Origin of the sequence: Synechococcus sp. PCC 6716 (assembly GCF_022570815.1) — a bacterium.
GTDB lineage: Bacteria > Cyanobacteriota > Cyanobacteriia > Thermosynechococcales > Thermosynechococcaceae > Thermosynechococcus > Thermosynechococcus lividus.
On sequence record NZ_JAKLTU010000008.1, the window covers coordinates 105,827 to 124,309 of the forward strand.

The 18,483-nt window shown below is 55.4% G+C and carries 18 protein-coding genes; 9 read left to right on the forward strand and 9 right to left on the reverse strand.

The annotated features are described in order from the left end of the window. Positions 1-3: 3 nt before the first annotated feature. The 7 genes from L5220_RS06375 to L5220_RS06405 form a co-directional block, all read right to left on the reverse strand. Positions 4-2,433 carry an amylo-alpha-1,6-glucosidase gene (locus tag L5220_RS06375; protein WP_499572412.1) on the reverse strand — a complete coding sequence of 810 codons (2,430 nt, stop codon included), beginning with the start codon at positions 2,431-2,433 and terminating at the stop codon, positions 4-6. Then, entirely contained in the window at positions 2,426-3,172 is a 747-nt protein-coding gene (locus tag L5220_RS06380; protein ID WP_499572414.1) for a hypothetical protein, read from the reverse strand. The genes L5220_RS06375 and L5220_RS06380 overlap by 8 nt, the downstream gene beginning before the upstream one ends. An 85-nt stretch (positions 3,173-3,257) precedes the next feature. Beyond that, complete coding sequence (locus L5220_RS06385) at positions 3,258-4,337, reverse strand: glycosyltransferase family 4 protein (protein ID WP_448513667.1); 1,080 nt, start codon at positions 4,335-4,337, stop codon at positions 3,258-3,260. A gap of 337 nt (positions 4,338-4,674) precedes the next feature. After that, positions 4,675-6,294, reverse strand: coding sequence for a DNA mismatch repair endonuclease MutL (gene mutL / locus L5220_RS06390; protein ID WP_499572416.1), 1,620 nt, complete (start codon positions 6,292-6,294; stop codon positions 4,675-4,677). After that, positions 6,282-7,499: a bifunctional phosphopantothenoylcysteine decarboxylase/phosphopantothenate--cysteine ligase CoaBC gene (coaBC, locus tag L5220_RS06395; protein WP_448527694.1), complete on the reverse strand. Its 1,218-nt coding sequence runs from the start codon at positions 7,497-7,499 to the stop codon at positions 6,282-6,284. The genes mutL and coaBC overlap by 13 nt, the downstream gene beginning before the upstream one ends. Further along, the gene (gene isiD / locus L5220_RS06400; protein WP_099798636.1) at positions 7,486-7,701 is read right to left on the reverse strand and encodes a protein IsiD; all 216 of its coding nucleotides are present in this window, start codon (positions 7,699-7,701) and stop codon (positions 7,486-7,488) included. The genes coaBC and isiD overlap by 14 nt, the downstream gene beginning before the upstream one ends. 297 nt (positions 7,702-7,998) lie before the next feature. Continuing rightward, on the reverse strand, positions 7,999-8,841 hold the full coding sequence (locus L5220_RS06405) for an EcsC family protein (RefSeq protein ID WP_448527695.1): 843 nt from the start codon (positions 8,839-8,841) through the stop codon (positions 7,999-8,001). A gap of 207 nt (positions 8,842-9,048) precedes the next feature. Between L5220_RS06405 and psaC the strand changes: the two genes are divergently transcribed. The 3 genes from psaC (at position 9,049) to ntcA (ending at position 10,989) form a co-directional block, all read left to right on the forward strand. Continuing rightward, a complete protein-coding gene (gene psaC, locus L5220_RS06410) occupies positions 9,049-9,294 on the forward strand; it encodes a photosystem I iron-sulfur center protein PsaC (protein WP_011056855.1) in 246 nt (81 codons plus the stop codon). 217 nt (positions 9,295-9,511) lie between these two features. Beyond that, a complete protein-coding gene (locus L5220_RS06415) occupies positions 9,512-10,168 on the forward strand; it encodes a DUF2834 domain-containing protein (RefSeq protein ID WP_499572419.1) in 657 nt (218 codons plus the stop codon). Between the two features lie 155 nt (positions 10,169-10,323). Continuing rightward, positions 10,324-10,989: a global nitrogen regulator NtcA gene (gene ntcA / locus L5220_RS06420; protein WP_499572423.1), complete on the forward strand. Its 666-nt coding sequence runs from the start codon at positions 10,324-10,326 to the stop codon at positions 10,987-10,989. A 5-nt stretch (positions 10,990-10,994) separates the two neighbouring features. Here ntcA and L5220_RS06425 read toward each other — a convergent pair whose 3' ends face one another. After that, on the reverse strand, positions 10,995-11,840 hold the full coding sequence (locus L5220_RS06425) for a tetratricopeptide repeat protein (RefSeq protein WP_099799065.1): 846 nt from the start codon (positions 11,838-11,840) through the stop codon (positions 10,995-10,997). A gap of 142 nt (positions 11,841-11,982) precedes the next feature. On the opposite strand from L5220_RS06425, the gene L5220_RS06430 reads away from it, so the two are divergent. From L5220_RS06430 to smc, 4 genes are all read left to right on the forward strand, one after another. Further along, entirely contained in the window at positions 11,983-12,210 is a 228-nt protein-coding gene (locus tag L5220_RS06430) for a hypothetical protein (protein ID WP_099799064.1), read from the forward strand. A gap of 54 nt (positions 12,211-12,264) precedes the next feature. Then, a complete protein-coding gene (locus L5220_RS06435; RefSeq protein ID WP_499572425.1) occupies positions 12,265-13,290 on the forward strand; it encodes an ABC transporter permease in 1,026 nt (341 codons plus the stop codon). Positions 13,291-13,358: 68 nt separating this feature from the next. Beyond that, positions 13,359-13,796 (forward strand): peroxiredoxin, encoded by a 438-nt coding sequence (locus L5220_RS06440; protein WP_099799063.1) that lies wholly within the window; start codon positions 13,359-13,361, stop codon positions 13,794-13,796. A gap of 87 nt (positions 13,797-13,883) precedes the next feature. Continuing rightward, complete coding sequence (gene smc / locus L5220_RS06445) at positions 13,884-17,399, forward strand: chromosome segregation protein SMC (protein WP_499572427.1); 3,516 nt, start codon at positions 13,884-13,886, stop codon at positions 17,397-17,399. Between the two features lie 143 nt (positions 17,400-17,542). Here the strand turns inward: smc and L5220_RS06450 are convergent, their stop codons facing one another. Beyond that, complete coding sequence (locus L5220_RS06450; RefSeq protein WP_499572510.1) at positions 17,543-17,791, reverse strand: hypothetical protein; 249 nt, start codon at positions 17,789-17,791, stop codon at positions 17,543-17,545. Between L5220_RS06450 and L5220_RS06455 the strand changes: the two genes are divergently transcribed. Together L5220_RS06455 and L5220_RS06460 are read left to right on the forward strand one after the other, a co-directional pair. Further along, complete coding sequence (locus L5220_RS06455) at positions 17,732-17,956, forward strand: zinc ribbon domain-containing protein (protein WP_499572429.1); 225 nt, start codon at positions 17,732-17,734, stop codon at positions 17,954-17,956. The two genes, L5220_RS06450 and L5220_RS06455, sit on opposite strands and share 60 nt — an antisense overlap. Positions 17,957-18,049: 93 nt before the next feature. Next, positions 18,050-18,454 carry a hypothetical protein gene (locus tag L5220_RS06460; RefSeq protein WP_499572431.1) on the forward strand — a complete coding sequence of 135 codons (405 nt, stop codon included), beginning with the start codon at positions 18,050-18,052 and terminating at the stop codon, positions 18,452-18,454. Positions 18,455-18,483 lie beyond the last annotated feature (29 nt).

Genomic DNA, 18,483 nt, shown 5'->3' on the forward strand with positions numbered 1-18,483 from the left:
AGCTCAGGCTTCGATAATGACCCGTAAATTGCCCCGTTTTTGCACTACGCGGCAGGCCGTTGCGCCATTGGCTCGCTCGAACTCCAGATCCAACCATGTCTGGCCAATGCGTAGGTTACGCAGGGATAAATAGTAAACGTCGGGTAATAGCGTCGGATTCACCACCCGCAAACAGTTATTGGGGGCATCGGGAACAAGATTAACCATCACTTGGATGAGGTGAAAGATGCTGCCGGTGGCCCAGGCTTGGGGTGAGCAGGCCACGGGATAGCGAACTGGGGGGCTATCGGCAGTGCGGGCAAAACCACAAAAGAGTTCCGGCGGGCGGTAGTAGGGCTGCTGGGCGGTCATGTCCAAAAGACCTTGGGCAATTTCTAGAGCCTGTTCCGTATAGCCTAGGCTGCGCAGCCCCAAGGCAATCAGACCGCTGTCGTGGGGCCACACCGAACCCAAGTGATACCCCATCGGGTTGTAGGCGGGGGAGGTACTGCTGAGGGKGCGAATCCCCCAGCCGTTGAACAAATCCGGAGCACTCAGGCGTTCAGCAACGCTCTGAGCCTGTTCGCGACTGAATAGCCCTAACCCCAAACACTGCCCCGGGTTAGAGGTAATGCTATCTACGGGGTGGCCATCGCCATCGAGAGCCAGTGCAAAGTACCCCTGTTCCGGCAGCCAAAAGTCTCTCTGGAACTGGGCTTTTAGGGTTTGAGCTGCCCGCTGCCAGCGATCGCCTAAGTTCGGCTTGTGAAGAGCGTAAGCCAATTGACTCAGGCGCATCCGAGCCGCATAAACATACCCCTGCACCTCCACGAGGGCGATCGCCCCCGTTGCTAGGTCCCCTTTGGCATTGACAATGCAATCCCCTGAGTCTTTCCAGCCTTGATTGTGTAACCCACCCGCTGACTTGCGTTCGTAGGTTAAGTACCCCCCGCTAGCCGCACAGTTGCGATCAATCCACGCCATCGCCGCTTCGGCGTGGGGCCAGTACTGTTCCAAAAAGGCGCGATCGCCCGTCCAGGCATAGTAATCGGCATAGAGCATCAGCCACAGGGGCGTAGCATCCACCGTGCCATAGTAGGGATCATGGGGGATTTCGCCACAGCGAGCCATTTCCCCCCGGCGCAACTCGTGGGGGATTTTCCCGGGTTCCTCATCCCGCCATTCGTTGGTGGCCTGTCCCTGATAGGCGGCTAGAACCATCAGCGTCTGGCGAGCAATATCCGGATTGAGAATCAAGGTCTGCATCGCTGCAATCAGGGCATCGCGCCCAAACAGGGTGGAAAACCACGGAATACCCGCTGCCAAGGCTTGCCCAGTTTCATCGGTGTCGTCCCCAAGGGGAAAGGTCTGCTGTAGCAGGTAAATATCTTGGGTGGCGCGATCAAGGATTTGCTGCAAGGGGCGATCGTCAGCGTAAAACTGGGTAGTACACTCTTGCCACTGCTGCATCTCCATCGTTTCCGCCGCTAGCGCTTGGCTGACGGTTGCTGGGATGCTCACCGATGAAGCGGGTTCATTATTTACAAAGGGCTGTAGCCGATAGCCCAACACCGTTGTGGCATGGGGGAGCAACAGCAGGTGCCAGATGGCCGTATATCCCTCTAGGCGATCGGGCTGATGGCGATAGAAGTCAATACGGGTCTCCATAAAGACCCCATCCACCCCGCGATAGGCGAGGACTAGAGCCTGGGAGCGGGAGGAGGACAGGGTTGATGGTGCATCTTGAGAGACGGCGGCGGACGACGGTGCACTCAGCGATACATCGTCTTCGGCATCTCGAAGCTGGCGCATCCGTAACCCCGTACGTTGACGTACCCAGCCGCGAATCTCAAAGAGGTCAGCAAAGTCAGCCTCAAAGGTCAAACTCAGTTCAAAGCTAACGGGCTGCTTGCCATAGTTGGTCAGGGTCAATTTTTCTAGCAGCCCCCCTTGCAACACCAGCTCCCGCTGAATACTCACCGTTTCCGGTGGAATCTGCGATGTTCCCGGATTGGCACACTGCGCCGATAGGGCAAACCCGCGCTGGGCGGAACTGCTTAGCAGGATCAGCGGTTGACGCTCAAATTGCAACTCTAGTCGGCTAAGGAAACGGGTATCACGGCAAAAGAGACCGAGGTGCGTCTCATCCCGGTTATCAAAGCAGGTGATATTCCCCAGCGGATCCGTGATTAAGAAGATGTCATTATCTTTCAGGATCAACGTTGTCTGCTGGCGTCGGCTCTGGGTACAGGGCCATTGCGTCTCTGTTGCCTCCTGCACAGGGGCGAAGGTACGTCCATCCCCCAACTCTACAACAGATATGGGGTCACTGGAGTCGGCAGGGGGCATTGCCGTTGGCGGTGAATCGGCCTGTGGCTCGATTCCTGGGTTGGTGGAGGGTGAGGACAGCGGCTCAGGGAAACCAGATGGATGATTCATGGATGGATTAGGCATGGGCCAGCATCAGTTCGCGATCTTGGGAGGGTAGGTGGTCTGGAGCAATCGGTAAGGTTACCACAGGTGGGATCTCGACGTGACGAGCGCCTACATAGGCGGCTAAGTGCTGGCGATAAATATTATGCAGGTGGGTGGCGATCGCCGCCCAAGGATCGCGGCGGAAGCCCCCATAGTGCCGCTGGCGTTGCCGATTGACCTCATCATCCCCAGTACCAGTGGCCATCCCCTGCCAAAGGAGCCACTGATCGGGTTCAGCGCCGGTGTGCTTGATCGTTCCCATCTGGCTTTGCCCTAGGGGCGGGGTATGGAGCCAGCGCCAACCATAGCACGCTTTGAAGTATTGGCCAAGATGGGCTGAGGCATCATCAAAACTATGGAAGAGGGGGCTGATCAACCCGCGCTGAGTTTGCTGGGCAAGGATGGCTTGGGCCGCCTGCTTGAGCGATCGCTCGCACGGCTGAGCATCTATGTCCAGTTCTATGGGTATCAGTTGACATGTGGAGGCTAAGCTAGTCAGTTCGCGTTCAGGTAGCGTTTCCTTTGAAGCAAGCGTTTGTGGGGTGTCTCCCTTGGAAAATCCCTGCGGAGATTGACCGGCGGCGGTTGTAACCCAATTCACCTGCCAACCTTGGTGCCCTAAGGCAGTGGCCAGCGAGTGAACCCAATGCCCCTGCGTAGGCTGGGGGGGATAGCCAAGGGCAAGAAATGTGACTGACGGTTGCTGGGCGACTGTCATAGACCATCTCCTCCTGATACGTGTTAGGCCGGTGGGGATGGGAGAAGCTTTCCCGATCTACGGCTGGCAGACATTCACCAGACACTTAGCTGGCGAGTCGTAAGGGAGTGTGCAGATGACCATTCTGGGCGAAGCGTTCCCGCAGCACAGCCTCATAGACGGCTTCGTAACCATTCACCATGCAATCAACATGGAAGTGGGCTTCAACATAGGCACGACAGGCCGCCCGATCGATGTGTGATACTTGGCGGACAGCGGCAACACAGTCCTCAACGGTGTGGCACAAGAACCCGCTGCGACCATGGGCAATCACCTCCGGGGCAGCGCCCAAGGCCATGGCAATCACAGGCGTTCCACAGGCCATGGATTCAGCCATCACGAGGCCGAAGGGTTCTTGCCACGTAATCGGAAACAGGGTTGCTAGGGCGCGCCCCATCAGTTCATTCTTCATAGCATGGTTGGCTTCCCCTAAAAACTGAATCTGCTGGCCATCAATGTGGGGAGCAATTTCCCGTTCAAAAAACGTTTGGTTGGAAAAATCAATCTTGCCAGCCATCTTCAGCGGGATGCCTACCGCCTTGGCAATCGCGATCGCTAGGTGAGGGCCTTTTTCGATGGACATCCGCCCCAAAAAGGCGAGGTAGGGTGGTTCGTCCGGTTGCGGGTAAAACTGGAAGCGATCGGTGGCGATCGCATTATAGACCGTGGCTACGTAGTTGAGATTTAAATCAGAACGCCGTTGCGAATTCGAGATACTGACAAAATTTTGGTTATGATGCTGGACAAATATCTGCTCCGTGAGGGGGGTGAAAAGACCATGCAGGGTATGAACCACGGGTGTTTTCGTCAAGCTGGCATAGGGCAAGGCGGGGTAATCCACATGGGAATGAATTAAGTCAAAGTCCGCCGCCTGCTGAAAGACCTTGCTCAGTTGCATTTGCTCATAAACCACATACTCCGGTGGCAAAATCCCTTGGGGACGCAACGCCTCAGCACATCCAGCTTCCAGCCGTGCCAGGGTTTTTGAGTCACCCGTGGCAAAGAGGGTCACCTCATGCCCTCGCCGCACTAATTCATCCGATAGTAAACTAACCACTAATTCCGTACCGCCATAGGCTGGGGGAGGAACACGTTCCCACAAAGGCGCAATCTGAGCAATCCGCATCCTCATGCCTCCTCAAAACTCGGCAAGTTGCCAATTCACTCACGAATGAACAAACGAACCGTTGCTCGGTTAAGATCAAGAAATCAAATGATATAGCTATCTCGAGGAATGGATGTGGCAGGGATTTTTACACTGTTGCCACGTGGAACTCCATCACGATCGCCAGCGGTAAACAACTTGCCTAAAATAACTGCACCAAAGTCACCAGCTAGCCGCTAAAGCTTAGGCAGTGTTGTTCCGTCCTTACCTTAAGGGGTATTACGCTTTGTTGCAATTTCGGCATTCTAGGCAAGTCATGTCGGGAAATCCCACTTGACAGCCAACGGTGAGGTATGGCCTACAGACCATGACTCTTGCCCAGCACCCAATGGCGGCGGAAGAAGCGAGCAAGCGACGATTCACTCAGTTGTAGGCAAATCGGTCGCCCATGGGGACAGGTATGGGGTTGGCGACAGCTAGACCACTGATCCACCAAGGTTTGCATTTCAGGCAGAGATAAGGGGGTGCCATTGCGCAGAGCACTACGGCAAGCCACTGCCACTTTTGCTGCTGTTAAATCAGCTACCTGAGAGAGTTCAAGCAGAGCTGCTGTGGCATCTGCGCGAGACTCCAACAACTGGGGCAGGCTACGCACCGCCCAAACGCAGGTGCCAAAAGGAACAATGTCGAGTCCCCACTCTTGGAGACGGTTCACCTGTTCAGGGGTTAATGCCTCGATGAGTAAAGGTTGAGACAGCTCGATAACCTGCCAATCTGCTTCAATTTGTTCGTAGAGTACCCGCTCATGGGCAATGTGCTGCTCGATGAGCCATACCCCATCCTGCTGCTCAACGACAATATAGGTTTGATGCAATTGAGCCACGGCTTTCAGGTGCTGAAGTGAGGGTTGGGGGGCAATACTGCGGTAGCGTCCCGCTGGTTCGGCAGTTTTTAGCAGCTGGTAGCTAGCAGGAGGACTCAAGGTCACCGGAGAGTGCAACAGGTCGGCGATCCGTTCCTTGAGCAGCGCTTGCCATTGCTCGGCATCCCGCAAGTAGATGGTGCGTTTTTGGGGCTGGGCGCTCCAGTCAATGGCACTGGGTGGCAAATGCAGGTGAGCCAAGCACAGGGGAAATCGCTGCCGGGGTAGGCTGCGGCCAAAGGCTTCCAGCAGGATCTGCTGCCATGTGGGTTGGCTGTGGAGTTCGACCCAGCGACCGTTAATGGCAACACCCAGCCAGTCAGGGCGAGGGCGATGGTGGCGATCCGGTAGCCCCAGCACCAGTTCAATTTGGGGATCTTGGTACTGGCGTAAATCTGCGGGATTCAGTTGTGGTAGGAATTGTTGGAGGCGATCGCCAAGGGAGGTGACAGCAGGCCAATGCAACCAGCGTTTTTGGCCGCGCAGAACATGCCATGCGACCGCTGGCGAACACAGGGCGAGTTCTTGAAGTCGCCGCTGCAACTGTTTAGCCTGTTGCCCCTGTCGCCGTTGCGGCCAGTCCTGAAATAGCTGTCGCACTTCGACACGGGTGCCCACCGCCATCCCTTGGGGGCGTTGTGCTTGAACATTTCCGTGGCGATCGTAGCGAACCCACCAACCTGTCTCTGCCTCGACATGGCGGCTACAGATGGTGAGTTCAGCCATCTGGGCAAGACTGTGCAGAGCTTGGCCGCGAAAGCCAAGGGTCGTTACCTGCATCCAATCCCCATTCTGGGGCAATTTACTGGTGGTGGCAGCGAGTGCCACGTGCGGTAAGTCAACGGCATGGATGCCATGGCCATTATCGGTCAGCTCTACACTCCACAGTTGGGGGTGCCAGTGCACATGAATGCGGCTCGCTCCAGCATCAAGGGCATTTTCGGCCAACTCCTGCACCACGGTGGCCAAGGAGTCAAGGGTTTCCGCCGCGGCGATCGCCCGCTGCACATGGGGCGGTAAAGGAAGCACCGTTAGCTGCTGCTTCAGGTTAGCCATGCCTGCGCTAGATCAAAAATGTGATGCGCCAGTATTAACTTGGGCATCCGTGCCAACCGATGGGAACGCCCATCACTGCCGAGGACAAGAGCCGCATTCTCCTGTGTGCCAAAGCCACATCCTGGCTGATCCACTGCATTGGCCACAATCAGGTCTAAACCTTTGTGGGCTAACTTTGCCCGTGCCGCTGGCTCAATGTCTCCTGTTTGAGCGGCAAACCCAATCAGCCGTTGGTGGGGCTGGCGACCTTGGGCAGCCATGGTCAAAATATCGGGAATAGTGGCCAAGGGCAACGCCGTCGGTAGCTGCGCCTTCGGTAATTTGCCAGCGTACTGGGTGGCGGGGCGGACATCCCCTACCGCTGCGGCCATCACCAGCCAATCTGCCGTTGGCCACACCTGCATCACCGCCGCTTGCAGTTGCTCACTTGTTTCAGCAGCAATGGCCGTGACCTGCGGTGGCACTGGTTCACTGAGGATGCCGTGAACCAGCGTGACCCGTGCCCCCCGATGTACCGCTGCGCGCGCTAACGCTAACCCCATCTTGCCAGTGGCTGGGTTGCCGATAAAGCGCACTGCATCCAAGTATTCGCGGGTGCCCCCTGCGGTAATCAGCAAGTGCTTGCCACTGAGGTCTCGCTGGCCGTGGGTGTGCGCCAAAGAATCAAGGTAGGCAATAATCTCGCTCGTCTCAGCCATGCGGCCCATGCCAACGCTATCACAGGCAAGGCGGCCGTGGGTTGGGGGTAAGCAATGGTAGCGAGGCTGCTGCTGTAACTGCTGCCAGTGGGCTTGCACAGTGGGCTGCTCCCACATGCGGGTATTCATCGCCGGTGCCACGAGGATAGGCATGTTGGAGGCCAGCACTGTACTCGTCAGCAGGGTATCTGCCAAGCCATAGGCTAATTTAGCAAGGGTATTCGCCGTCAACGGGGCAATGAGCAGCAACGTGGCCGTTTCCGCTAACTCAATGTGCAGTGGCCGGGGCGCTTGGGGGTGCCAAAAATCAGCATCCGTAAGAACAGACCGCCGACAGAGGGTCGATAGGGTGAGAGGCGTAATAAAGTGGGCAGCAGTTTCTGACAAAATTGCTGAAACAGTCCAACCCGCTTTTACTTGGGTGGAAATAACATCACAGATTTTGTAGGCAGCAATACCACCGCCCACCCCCACCAGTAAATGGGGGGCAACCTTAGGACTCGTCAAAGGCTTCTAAATCAAGAAGGTATAGGTACGGTTCTGCAAGTTCTGGCCGCTGAAATGCCAAGGAGCGCAAGAGATGCCAATCCTCTAAAGCAGCAAAGGGAGTGTCGTAGTCGTCCTCCTCTAGTCGCTGCGCTAGGGCGGCTACGTCTTGGGGGGTCAATTGATTAATAAACTCGTGGGAATAGTGTTGTACGGTTGGCATAACCCCTCCTGCATCATGCCTAGAGAGCAAGGCTGCTACCCAAATTATACCCTGCCCTCCTCTTTTCTCCCCTAAACGCATCTGCTAGCCCTGCACTTGTTGAAGGTTAAGCAAAAGGCGCTCGGCGGTAAGGTGTGTGATGTGTTGGGGAAGGCGATCGCGATATTGAACTGCTCTACCAGTTGGGGGCACGGGAAGTTGTTCAGCCGGAGTTTGAAGCCAGTTTTAGCCGCCCACCTGTTCTTGATCTTTGGCATGGGTGAGCGTGCTATCCAGCAACAGGTGCAACTTGGGGGATCAGCTAACGGCGCGATCGGTGCCCCTGCCGCCGTAGGTACGCAACAACCACCGTAGTTGATAGACGTAGCGAGCTGTTGTCGCGACTTGCATGACAAATTGGTCATTGGCAGCGACCCCCAACACCACCCCCACCAGCGGCACCAGTTCACCGCTCAGCTCCTCGCTTAAATTGATGATGGCTTGCTCAAACACTGCTTCAACAGTGGTATCTGTGAGTGTTTCTAGAGCGGTGTCTGTCAATAACTCGGCCACCGTCTGCCGGGGTAGGTCTGGATCCCGAACCAAGAGACTGCCAAGCGTATGCTGCCGCTCCACCGCTGTGGCTGCAAAGCTGGTTGCCAAGGTGCTCCAAACAATTTCCTGCTCAAAGACTGCCGCTGAACCAAAGCCATAGCATAACCCAACTCGCTGAATGGTTTTTAGCCCTAATAGAAGGGTTAGCCCCACATCCGCCAGTTCCCCTACCCCTTCTAGGGGGGCAGTGAGCAGCCCCTCTACGGTGGCCTGTCCCAAGGCGATCGCCTGTACCCGTCCTTGCAGGCGATCGCACACCTCTAGCGGTTGCTGCTGCAAGTCTTGCCAATCCTTTATTTCTGCTAGGTCTGCCGAGAGTTGCCGCCGCAGATGATTCCACTCCTGATGGCTCGCCCCAAGGAGGCGATCGCACACAGCACGGAGAACCGTCAGCCCCTCTGGAGGTAACAACGGGGCAATTCCCCCCTGTAGTGCAGTGGTGACTGGATCGAACAGGTGTGCCATGCCTGCTTCATCATGGGCAAGCCAGCGGCGAATGACGTTTAGCTGAGCTTGCTCGTAATCCTTAAGATGCACCTGAGACACAATGGGGAGTCCTCATAAGACTTTACAAAAAAGTTACATTCTTTGAAGTTTGTTGCTGCTCCTCAACTTAGACTACAGCCACTGCGGTATCCTAATTCTCGGTATTTATCTCCAGACTGCCCTTACTGTCGTCCCGTGGGGAGTACCTTGGTGCACGGCATCCGCAGGGCAACCCCTGTATCCTGATCGTTTAGGAGCGGTTATTACATGGCTCACACTGTAAAAATTTACGACACTTGCATTGGCTGCACCCAGTGTGTGCGGGCCTGCCCCACCGATGTGCTGGAAATGGTGCCTTGGGATGGTTGTAAAGCTGGGCAAATTGCCTCCTCCCCCCGCACCGAAGACTGTGTTGGTTGTAAGCGGTGCGAAACCGCCTGCCCCACCGATTTCTTAAGCATCCGTGTTTATCTGGGCGCTGAAACCACCCGCAGTATGGGCTTGGCGTACTAGAGCGGCTGCACCAACGTTTCTTTGAGCATAGGCTTGGGACAGTTTACTGAGTCTCAAGTCTATTGTTGTGTCTGCACGCCGGAAACAATTCTTTAATAGGAAACAATTCTTTAATATACTAGTGAAGACTATCCCCTACTGCGGGACACTCTAGCGTCTCGTTGAACACAGGCCAGAATTGAACAACTCGTTACCCTCCACCCTGTCAAGTTTGCTCGTGTCCTCTTGGTACCGTTTCTTTTTAGGGGCACTGTGGCTCAGCCTTATCCTCTACAGTTTTTTCTTAGCCCCCCCCGATCGCCCCGAGACATGGGAGCTGATTCAGCGCTTGGCGCTTGGCGACTGGCAGGGCATTAACCCCTTGATTGTTAGCCTCTTTAATTTGATGGGGGTATGGCCTCTTCTCTACGCTGGCATTTTGGCAGTGGATGGCCGCGGTCAACGGTTCCCGGCATGGCCGTTTGTGGCTGCTAGTTTTCTTGTGGGTGCCTTTGCCCTCTTGCCCTACCTTGCGCTGCGCCAACCCAATCCACGGGTGATCGGCACCTTGGACAAGGGTCTCAAACTCTGGGAGTGGCGGGGAACCGCTATCCTTTTATCGCTTCTAGTGATGGTACTTCTCGGCTATGGCCTCCTTTGGGGTGAGTGGGCCGACTTTTGGCAGCAATGGCGCTCTAGCCGCTTTATTCACGTCATGACCCTTGACTTTTGCCTGCTATCCCTGTTGTTTCCGCTCCTGTTGCCGGATGATTGGGCGCGACGCGCTATGGGCGATCGCCCGTGGCGGTGGTGGACCGTGCTACCACTGGTAGGGGCACTACTGTACTATCTGAGACGGCCACCGTTAATTCTCTCGGAAAAATGTGTGTCATGATACAAAAAAGTGCCCCTGAATCCGTTTAACTAATCTCTCAAAGCTAAACTCTCCGCAAACGGTAGTGTAGTTTTGTTTTCAGGAACGTTATGCCACACGCGGGGGAGGCTCAGGCAACTGAACCACTACCTTGGATCGAACAGCCACAGTAGGTCATGAATAGAGAACAACCATTAGCAACCGTCTTTCGCCACATGGCTAGTGGGCTTTTTCCTGCCACAACTGAAACCTATGAGCGGGGGAAAACAATTTTCTTTCCGGGGGATCCAGCGGAAAAGGTCTATTTTTTGCTCAAAGGTGCCGTTAAACTCTCACGGGTCTATGAGGCGGGGGAAGAAATTACCGTGGCGCTGCTGCGGGAGAATACCGTATTTGGCGTCCTGTCCCTGATTACGGGTACCCGCTCGGATCGGTTTTACCATGCCGTTGCCTTTACCAGTGTGGAGTTGCTGGCGGTTCCCATTGAACAGGKGGAAAAAGCCATGCACGAAGACCCCTCCCTGCCCATGTTTATGATTCAGGGGTTATCGTCACGGATTTTACAGACAGAAATGATGATTGAAACCCTTGCCCACCGTGATATGGGGTCACGGTTAGTGAGTTTTTTACTCATCCTCTGCCGCGATTTTGGCATCCCCACCAGTGCTGGCGTGACAGTTGATCTGAAGCTCTCCCATCAGGCGATCGCCGAGGCGATTGGCTCCACCCGCGTCACCGTAACTCGTTTGCTGGGGGAACTGCGCGATCAAAATATGATTTCAATTCACAAGAAGAAAATCACGGTTCACAATCCCCTAATGCTGAGCCAGCAGTTTACGTAATTCCCTTATTCTGTGGATTCTGTGGGGGCTGCAGATTCAGATTGGCGCTGCACTTGCTGCGCCGCCCGCTGGATTTGGTCTTTGTACTTTGCGGGTGCCAGCTCTACTGCTTTGGCATACAAGGGCGCGGCTTCAGCGGCTTTTCCTTGCTCGGTGAGGGTCATCGCCTGCGCCAGCACTGGGCGGAAATCTGCCGGATGTTCCTTGCTAAGGTTTTGGAACAGGGTCAGCGCCTCGCCAAATTGTTTTTGAGCAATGTAGATGTCCCCCAGCAATAGTTGTACCGAGGTCACATCCACGCTGCCGGGTTGGACTTGGTTGGCCTGCTCTGCGCCTTGGAGTGTCTCTTCAATCAGACCTAGGGCGGCTTGGGGGCGATTTTCTTGCAGATAGAGATCAACAAGGCCACGCAGGGCGTTGAGGTTGCCGGGTGCTTTCGCTAAAACTGCTTGGTAGGTTTGCGCTGCCCCTTCGCGATCTCCCGTTTGCTGCTGTGCCTGACCTAGCAGGATGGCATACTCACTTTGCTCAGGGCGCTGTGCCGCCAATTTTTTCAGGGGATCAATCACGCTCTTAATGCTGCCTTTCCCCAGTTGAATCAGTTGGAGCCGGGTCATCACTAAGCCTTCGAGCGCGGTGGGGTTATTGGGTTCGCGCTCTAAGACCAATTGATAGCCTTTTTCCTGAGCTTGCAGTTCGGCCACTTGGTCACTGGTGTTAGGACTGGCGACAGGGGTGGGAGTCTCTGCGGGTTTAGTAAAGGCACTGGTGAGCAAGGGCACCAAGGAAATGGCCACAAAGGGAATGATCCCCAAAATTAAAACCAGAAGCGTGACCCATTTTTTGCGCATAGGGAGTCCTTAGGAGCAGTGTGCCATTGAGGGGTACTGTCTGTACGATTCTAGCCCATGTCTATATGCCGATCTGTGCCAATTTTGGCAGCGGTGCACCCCTTGTTAAAATTTGAAGGATTCCTCTGAGCACCAAAGCACCATGACTGATTTAACCCCCGAAACCATTAATTGTGCCGAAGCCTGTGTCAATGGCTGTGTCCTAGGCGATCGCTGCCCCAACCGCGAGTATAGCGCTGCTGCTAGTAAGTTTATGCACGATACCCCCCTTGACCAAATCCTGCAAATTGCTGCCGACAGTGTGGAAAAACGCTTTTTAGCTGCCTTGGAGCGCGATCGCCTGCGGCTATCAGACACGTCTCAAGACTAACACCGCCAGTGTGCCCTAGGGTGGTAGGGTGAGGGGCAACCCTAGTTTACTGCTATGTCTCGACTCCGCGCTCTTCAAGGCTACCTGCTGGTGCGGCTGCTGCTTGCACCCCTCATGCTCTGGACGATTGTGACCATCGTATTTCTATTGCTGCGAGCCACGCCGGGGGATCCCGTCGATGCGGTGTTGGGGCCGCGGGCACCGGCTGCGGTCAAGGAGGCGCTGCGGCAACAGTTAGGCTTAGCTCAGCCCCTGTGGCAACAGTATTTGACCTACCTTGGCCAATTGCTCCACTTCGATTTGGGCACCTCCCTCACTAGCCAAGGGGAGGCAGTTACGACAATTATTGCCAACCACTTTCCAGCAACCGCAGAACTGGCGCTCTTTAGTTTGGCGATTGCCTTCGGGTTGGGGGTCATCATCGGTAGCGTCGCAGCCGTTAGAGCGGGATCCGCGTGGGATATAGGCGGGCGTTTGTTTGGCATTATTACCTACGCCTTACCCCTATTTTGGCTGGGGATGCTGTTGCAACTGCTATTTGCGGTAGAACTAGGCTGGTTACCCCTAGGCACGCGCTACCCCATTACCCTCTCCCCCCCCAATGGCCCCACCGGACTCTACACCCTCGATGCCCTGCTCAGCCTTAACCTGCCCCAATTTGGCGTTGCCCTCTACTACCTCACACTGCCGGCATTAACCTTGGGGATTGTCCTCAGTGGTATTTTTGAGCGCATTGTCCGCGTCAACCTCAAAGAAACCCTGCTTGCTGACTACGTTGAAGCAGCTCGCGCCCGCGGCATCCCCGAATCCCGAATTCTGGTTCACCATGCCCTAAAAAATGCCCTAATTCCCGTCATCACCGTTCTGGGGTTGACCCTAGCCAGCCTGTTGGGGGGGGCAGTGCTCACCGAAGTCACCTTTTCTTGGCCGGGACTGGGGAATCGCCTCTACGAAGCCATTGCCCTGCGGGACTACCCAACTGTACAGGGAATTATTGTTTTCTTTGCGGTGATTGTTGTTGTTGCCAGTATTGTGATTGATATGATCAATGCGTGGGTAGATCCGCGCATTCATTATTAGCATTGCACCATCGCCCCGCCGTTGCCGATAATATAGTTACAAAACTTAAAACTGGGAGATGTTTCACTATGGTGTTAGCGGTTGGCACCCCTGCTCCGGCCTTTACTACCACAGATACAACGGGTAAGCCGGTCTCGTTGGCAGACTTTGCTGGGAAAACCGTTGTTCTCTACTTTTATCCCAAGGACGACACCCCGGGCTGCACCAAAGAAGCCTGTAGCTTCCGGGACAACTACGCGGCGTATCAGGAGAAAGGTATTGTTGTGTTGGGGGTCAGTGGTGATGACGAAGCCTCTCACCAAAAATTTACCGAAAAATTTAGTCTCCCCTTTCCCTTACTCGCCGATGTCAACAAGTCCATTATCAAAGCCTACGATGTTGATGGTGGGGGTTATGCCAAGCGGGTGACCTACGTCATTGATGGCAATGGCATTATTACCCACGTTTATACCAGTGTGAAAACGGACACCCATGCCACCGATATTTTGGCAGACTTAGGTCTTTGAGTTCATCCACAGGCGATCGCGCTACTGGCCTCGTGCGCTCATGGCATTCTTGTGCATAATGAAACGGTTGGCAACGCATCCTCGCCTGTGTATATTAAGCAGCTTGAACTCACGAATTTTAAGTCGTTTGGCGGCACAACGCTGATTCCGCTGTTACCGGGCTTTACCGTTGTTTCGGGGCCGAATGGATCGGGGAAGTCTAACCTTTTGGATGCCCTACTGTTTGCCTTGGGGCTGGCCGGTTCTAAGGGAATGCGGGCGGAGCGCTTGCCAGATTTAGTGAACCACAGCCAAACGCGCCGTGGTCACAGTGTTGTGGAAACCCGAGTGACGGTGACCTTTGCCCTTGATGATACCGCTGAATGGCGGGTAACGCGGCGGTTGCGGGTAACAAAGCAGGGCACCTATACCTCGACCTATGCCATCAATGACCAACCCTGCACGCTCAATGAACTGCACGAGCAGTTACAGGCGTTTTGCATCTATCCCCAAGGGTATAACGTGGTGTTGCAGGGGGATGTGACTGGCATTATTTCGATGAATGCCAAAATGCGCCGCGAAATCATTGACGAATTAGCGGGGGTGGCAGATTTTGACCGCAAAATTGCCCAAGCACGGGAAAAACTTGACACGGTGAAGGAGCGTGAGGAGCGCTTTCGGATTGTTGAACATGAACTCATTCAGCGGCGCGATCGCCTCGATCGAGATCGGATCCAAGCCCAAAAGTACCAAGCCCTGCGCCAAGAGCTACAGGAACGGGAGCAGTGGCTTTTAGTACGGCAGTGGCAAGCCCACGCCCAGCAGAAAGCTCAACTGGCGGCACAACTCCAGCAGCTAAAACAGGAACAGATAACCCGCCAGCAGCAACTTGAGCAACAGCAGGCACAGATTGCTGCCGCCATCACTACCCTTGAGCAGCTCAATCAACAGGTCAAAGCGCTCGGCGAAGAGGAGTATCTGCGGGTGCAGGCTCACTTGGCGGATCTGCAAGCACAGCAGCGACAATGCCAGCGGCAGCAGCAGGACTTGCAACAGCAGCAACAGTCTATAGGGGAGCAGTTACAGGCTCAGCAGGCTCGACGCGAAGAGCAACTGGCACAGCAGCAGCAGCTAGGAGCGCAACTCGCCCAGCAGCAGACCCACGAGCGGCAAGCGTTGGTACAGGCGGCTGCTACGGCGGAGGAGACCCTCAACCAACTGCGCCGCGAAGCCCAAGACCTGAGTACTGCTGCCCAAGCTTGGTTTGCTGAGCATCGTCAACGGCGGCAACGCATTGATCAGATCATTCATGAGTTAGAACCCGGGCGCAGTGAACTTTCGCGTCTGCTGGAGCGATCGCACCAATTGAGCCGCCGCCAAGGAGACCTAGAGCAGGCGGCGATCGCCCTCAGAAGCCAGCACGAAGAATTGACGAGTGCACTGGCTAGGGCAACTACAGAGCTAACCACCAGTGAACAGCAGGTACAAACCCTTGCCCAGCAACTCGCCGCAGCTCAGCACCACCTGGCTCTAACGGAGGACACCTACCAACGCCTAGAGCGGGAGCAACGCCAAAAACAGCGGGAACTGGATCAACTGGATGCGCGTCAGCAGGCGGTGCAAGAAACCCAAGGCAGCTATGCCGCACGCCTGATTTTAAACGCGGACTTGCCCGGCGTGTTGGGCACCGTGGCTCAACTTGGGCAGGTGGCTCCCCCATACCAATTAGCCTTAGAGATTGCCGCCGGGGCGCGCCTTGGCAATATTGTTGTGGCGGATGACAGTGTGGCGGCAGCGGCGATCGCCATCCTCAAGCGGGAGCGGGCGGGTCGGGCAACCTTTTTACCTCTGAATAAAATAGTACGTCCCAAACCGCTTGCGCCCTTGTCTGTGGACGGTGCCCTTGACTACGCCCTGAACTTAGTGACCTTTGCTCCCGAGTATGCGCCGATTTTTGCCTACGTTTTTGGCACCACAGTGGTCTTTAATACCCTTGAAGCCGCTCGCCAGTATTTGGGGCAGTATCGCATGGTCACCCTCGACGGAGAGCTATTAGAACCCTCAGGAGCTATGACCGGTGGTAGCCACAGCCGCACTAGTACACTGCATTTTGGCCAGAGTAGCACCCCCCAAGAGTCAGCGGAAATGACACAGTTGCGCGATCGCCTCAGCGAAATCGAACGTTTACTCCATCGCTTACTGCAAGAGCGCAGCCAACAGCAAGCCGCTGTCAACGAATTGAGCCAAGCCCTTGCGGAGGCACGGCAAACCCACCGCGATCGCCAACGCCAGTGGCAGCACCTCCAACAGCAACAGCAGCAGCAGGCGCGCCAACAGCAGGAACTAGAGCGCCAACACCAGCAAGTCATCACGGATTTGCACATCAGCCAAGCCGAGCTGGCGGCACTGCAAACGCGGCTCCCTGAACTAGACGCAGAACTCGCGGCAGAGCGACTGGCACTGAGTGCCCTAGAGGCCAACCCAAGCCACCAGCACTGGCAACAACTGCAAAGCAAACTACAGGAGCAAGAGACGCAGTATGCCGCTGCTGTGGCCGCTCTTCAACAGTTTGATCAAGCCTTAGGGTACCTCCAACGTCAGCTTGAGCAGGTAGGGCGCGACCTGCAGCAAACCGACACCGACATTGACCGCCTCCGCCGCACTCAACAGGACACCCTCTGCCAACAGCAAATCCTTGATCAGACCCTTGCGGATTTAACCGCTCAAATTCAAGCGCAGCAGCAGACCCTCAGCCGCCTTGAAGATCAATTGGGAACCCTCAAAGGCGATCGCGATCGCCAAGACTATCAACTGCGACAGGCGCAGCAAGCCTACCAACAACTGGAATGGCAACAGCAAAAAGCTGCAGAAACCATCGCCACCCTTCAACGCCAGTACCGTGAACTAGAGACCATTGAACATCCCCCCTTGCCAGATCCGCTGCCAGAGGTTCCCGCTGAACTGACCCTCACAGATATTCAACAGCAGTGCCAAACCCTTGAAAAACGCCTGCGCAGCCTAGAGCCAGTGAATATGCTAGCCATTAGTGAATTTGAGGCAACCCAAGCCCGCCTGAACGAACTTCAGGAGAAGCTGGCCGTTCTTGAGGCCGAGCGCACCGAAATTCTGCTGCGCATTGAAAACTTTACCACCCTGCGCCATCAATCCTTCCGAGAAGCCTTTGAAGCAGTCAATGCCAACTTTCAGACGATTTTTGCCACCCTCTCTGACGGGGATGGGTACTTACAGCTCGAAAATGCCGAAGACCCCTTTGCCGGAGGGTTAAACCTTGTGGCGCACCCCAAAGGTAAACCGGTGCAGCGGTTGGCCTCGATGTCCGGGGGAGAAAAGTCGCTGACAGCGTTGAGTTTTATCTTTGCCCTGCAACGCTATCGCCCCTCACCCTTTTATGCCTTTGATGAAGTGGATATGTTCTTGGACGGAGCCAACGTAGAGCGACTGGCAAAAATGATTCAGCAGCAAAGTCAAGATGCTCAGTTTATCGTGGTTAGCCTCCGTCGTCCAATGATTGAGGCCGCACAGCGCACCATTGGGGTCACTCAAGCCCGGGGGCAACATACCCAAGTCATTGGTTTAGATCTGACGGCACACCGCCAAAGCTGACGCTGCAAGCATTCCTCTCAACACAACCTCCGAGAATCCCCGCGCTTCGACAAGCCGCGGAAGGATAGGAGCGGCGGCTGAGGGGTACACCTTCGGTGGGCTTTGGCTGCGACACCCCGAAAAGCCGCCAATAGCGTATAATCCTAGCAGTGAACCACACCATCAGTTATCGACCCATCCAGCAGGCTAAGGCGATAAATCAGGCCATCGCAATTGACGATCTCACCGGCATCCGAGAACGCACCAACGAATTGCCCCGTTCCAAGACTGAACGGCGATGCAGTAATAGCTAGGCGCTCTATCAGCTTCGCCAATTCCTCGCCTACAAGGGCGTGAAGGTTGGCGTAGCCGTCAAGCGTGTAGCCCCCCGCTACACCTCGAAAACCTGTCATTGTTGCAACGTGATAGGTCATCGGCAGGGCAAAAGGTGTGCGTGCCTGAACCTGTCCTGCGGCTGGATAGGTGATGCTGATGTGAATGGAGCGAAAAATATCGCTACTTTGGGGGGTCTTGTAAACACCCCTAGAGGCTCCAAGATACTGTCTTGCTCATTGTAGGATGTTGTCTTGAGGGCTGCTGAAAGCCCCGTCCTCTATCGGGCGGGGTAGTTTACGAAGCGCTAAGGTAAGGTTGTCATTAAACGGTCGATTATGCTGTTATCTTGCTACGGTCAATGGCTCAGTGTCCTTCTCTGTCTGGGTGTTGTCCCCCTAGCGATCGCCCCACCCACTCTACCCACGGCCATGGCTCAAATGCGTGGAAATGAACCTATGACCACCAACATTGCCGAATTGGTGCGGGCACGCAACTATGCCCGGCAAGCGGCTGAGCGGGTCAATGGTGGTTTAACCCGCTATCGAGCCGATCAATCGATGCACGGTCCAGTGTTGCAGGCTCCCTACGTGCGCAATGCTGATGGCTCCTATACCTTCCGGGTGCTAGGCTATCGAGTAACTAATGGGGTGTCCGCCTCTACCCCATCACTGGAAACCATTGTGACTGTGGCAGCCGATGGGCGCACAACGGTAGACTACAATGGCCCCATCCGCAACTAAGCCGCTCCCTAAGACCAACGGGACGCTAT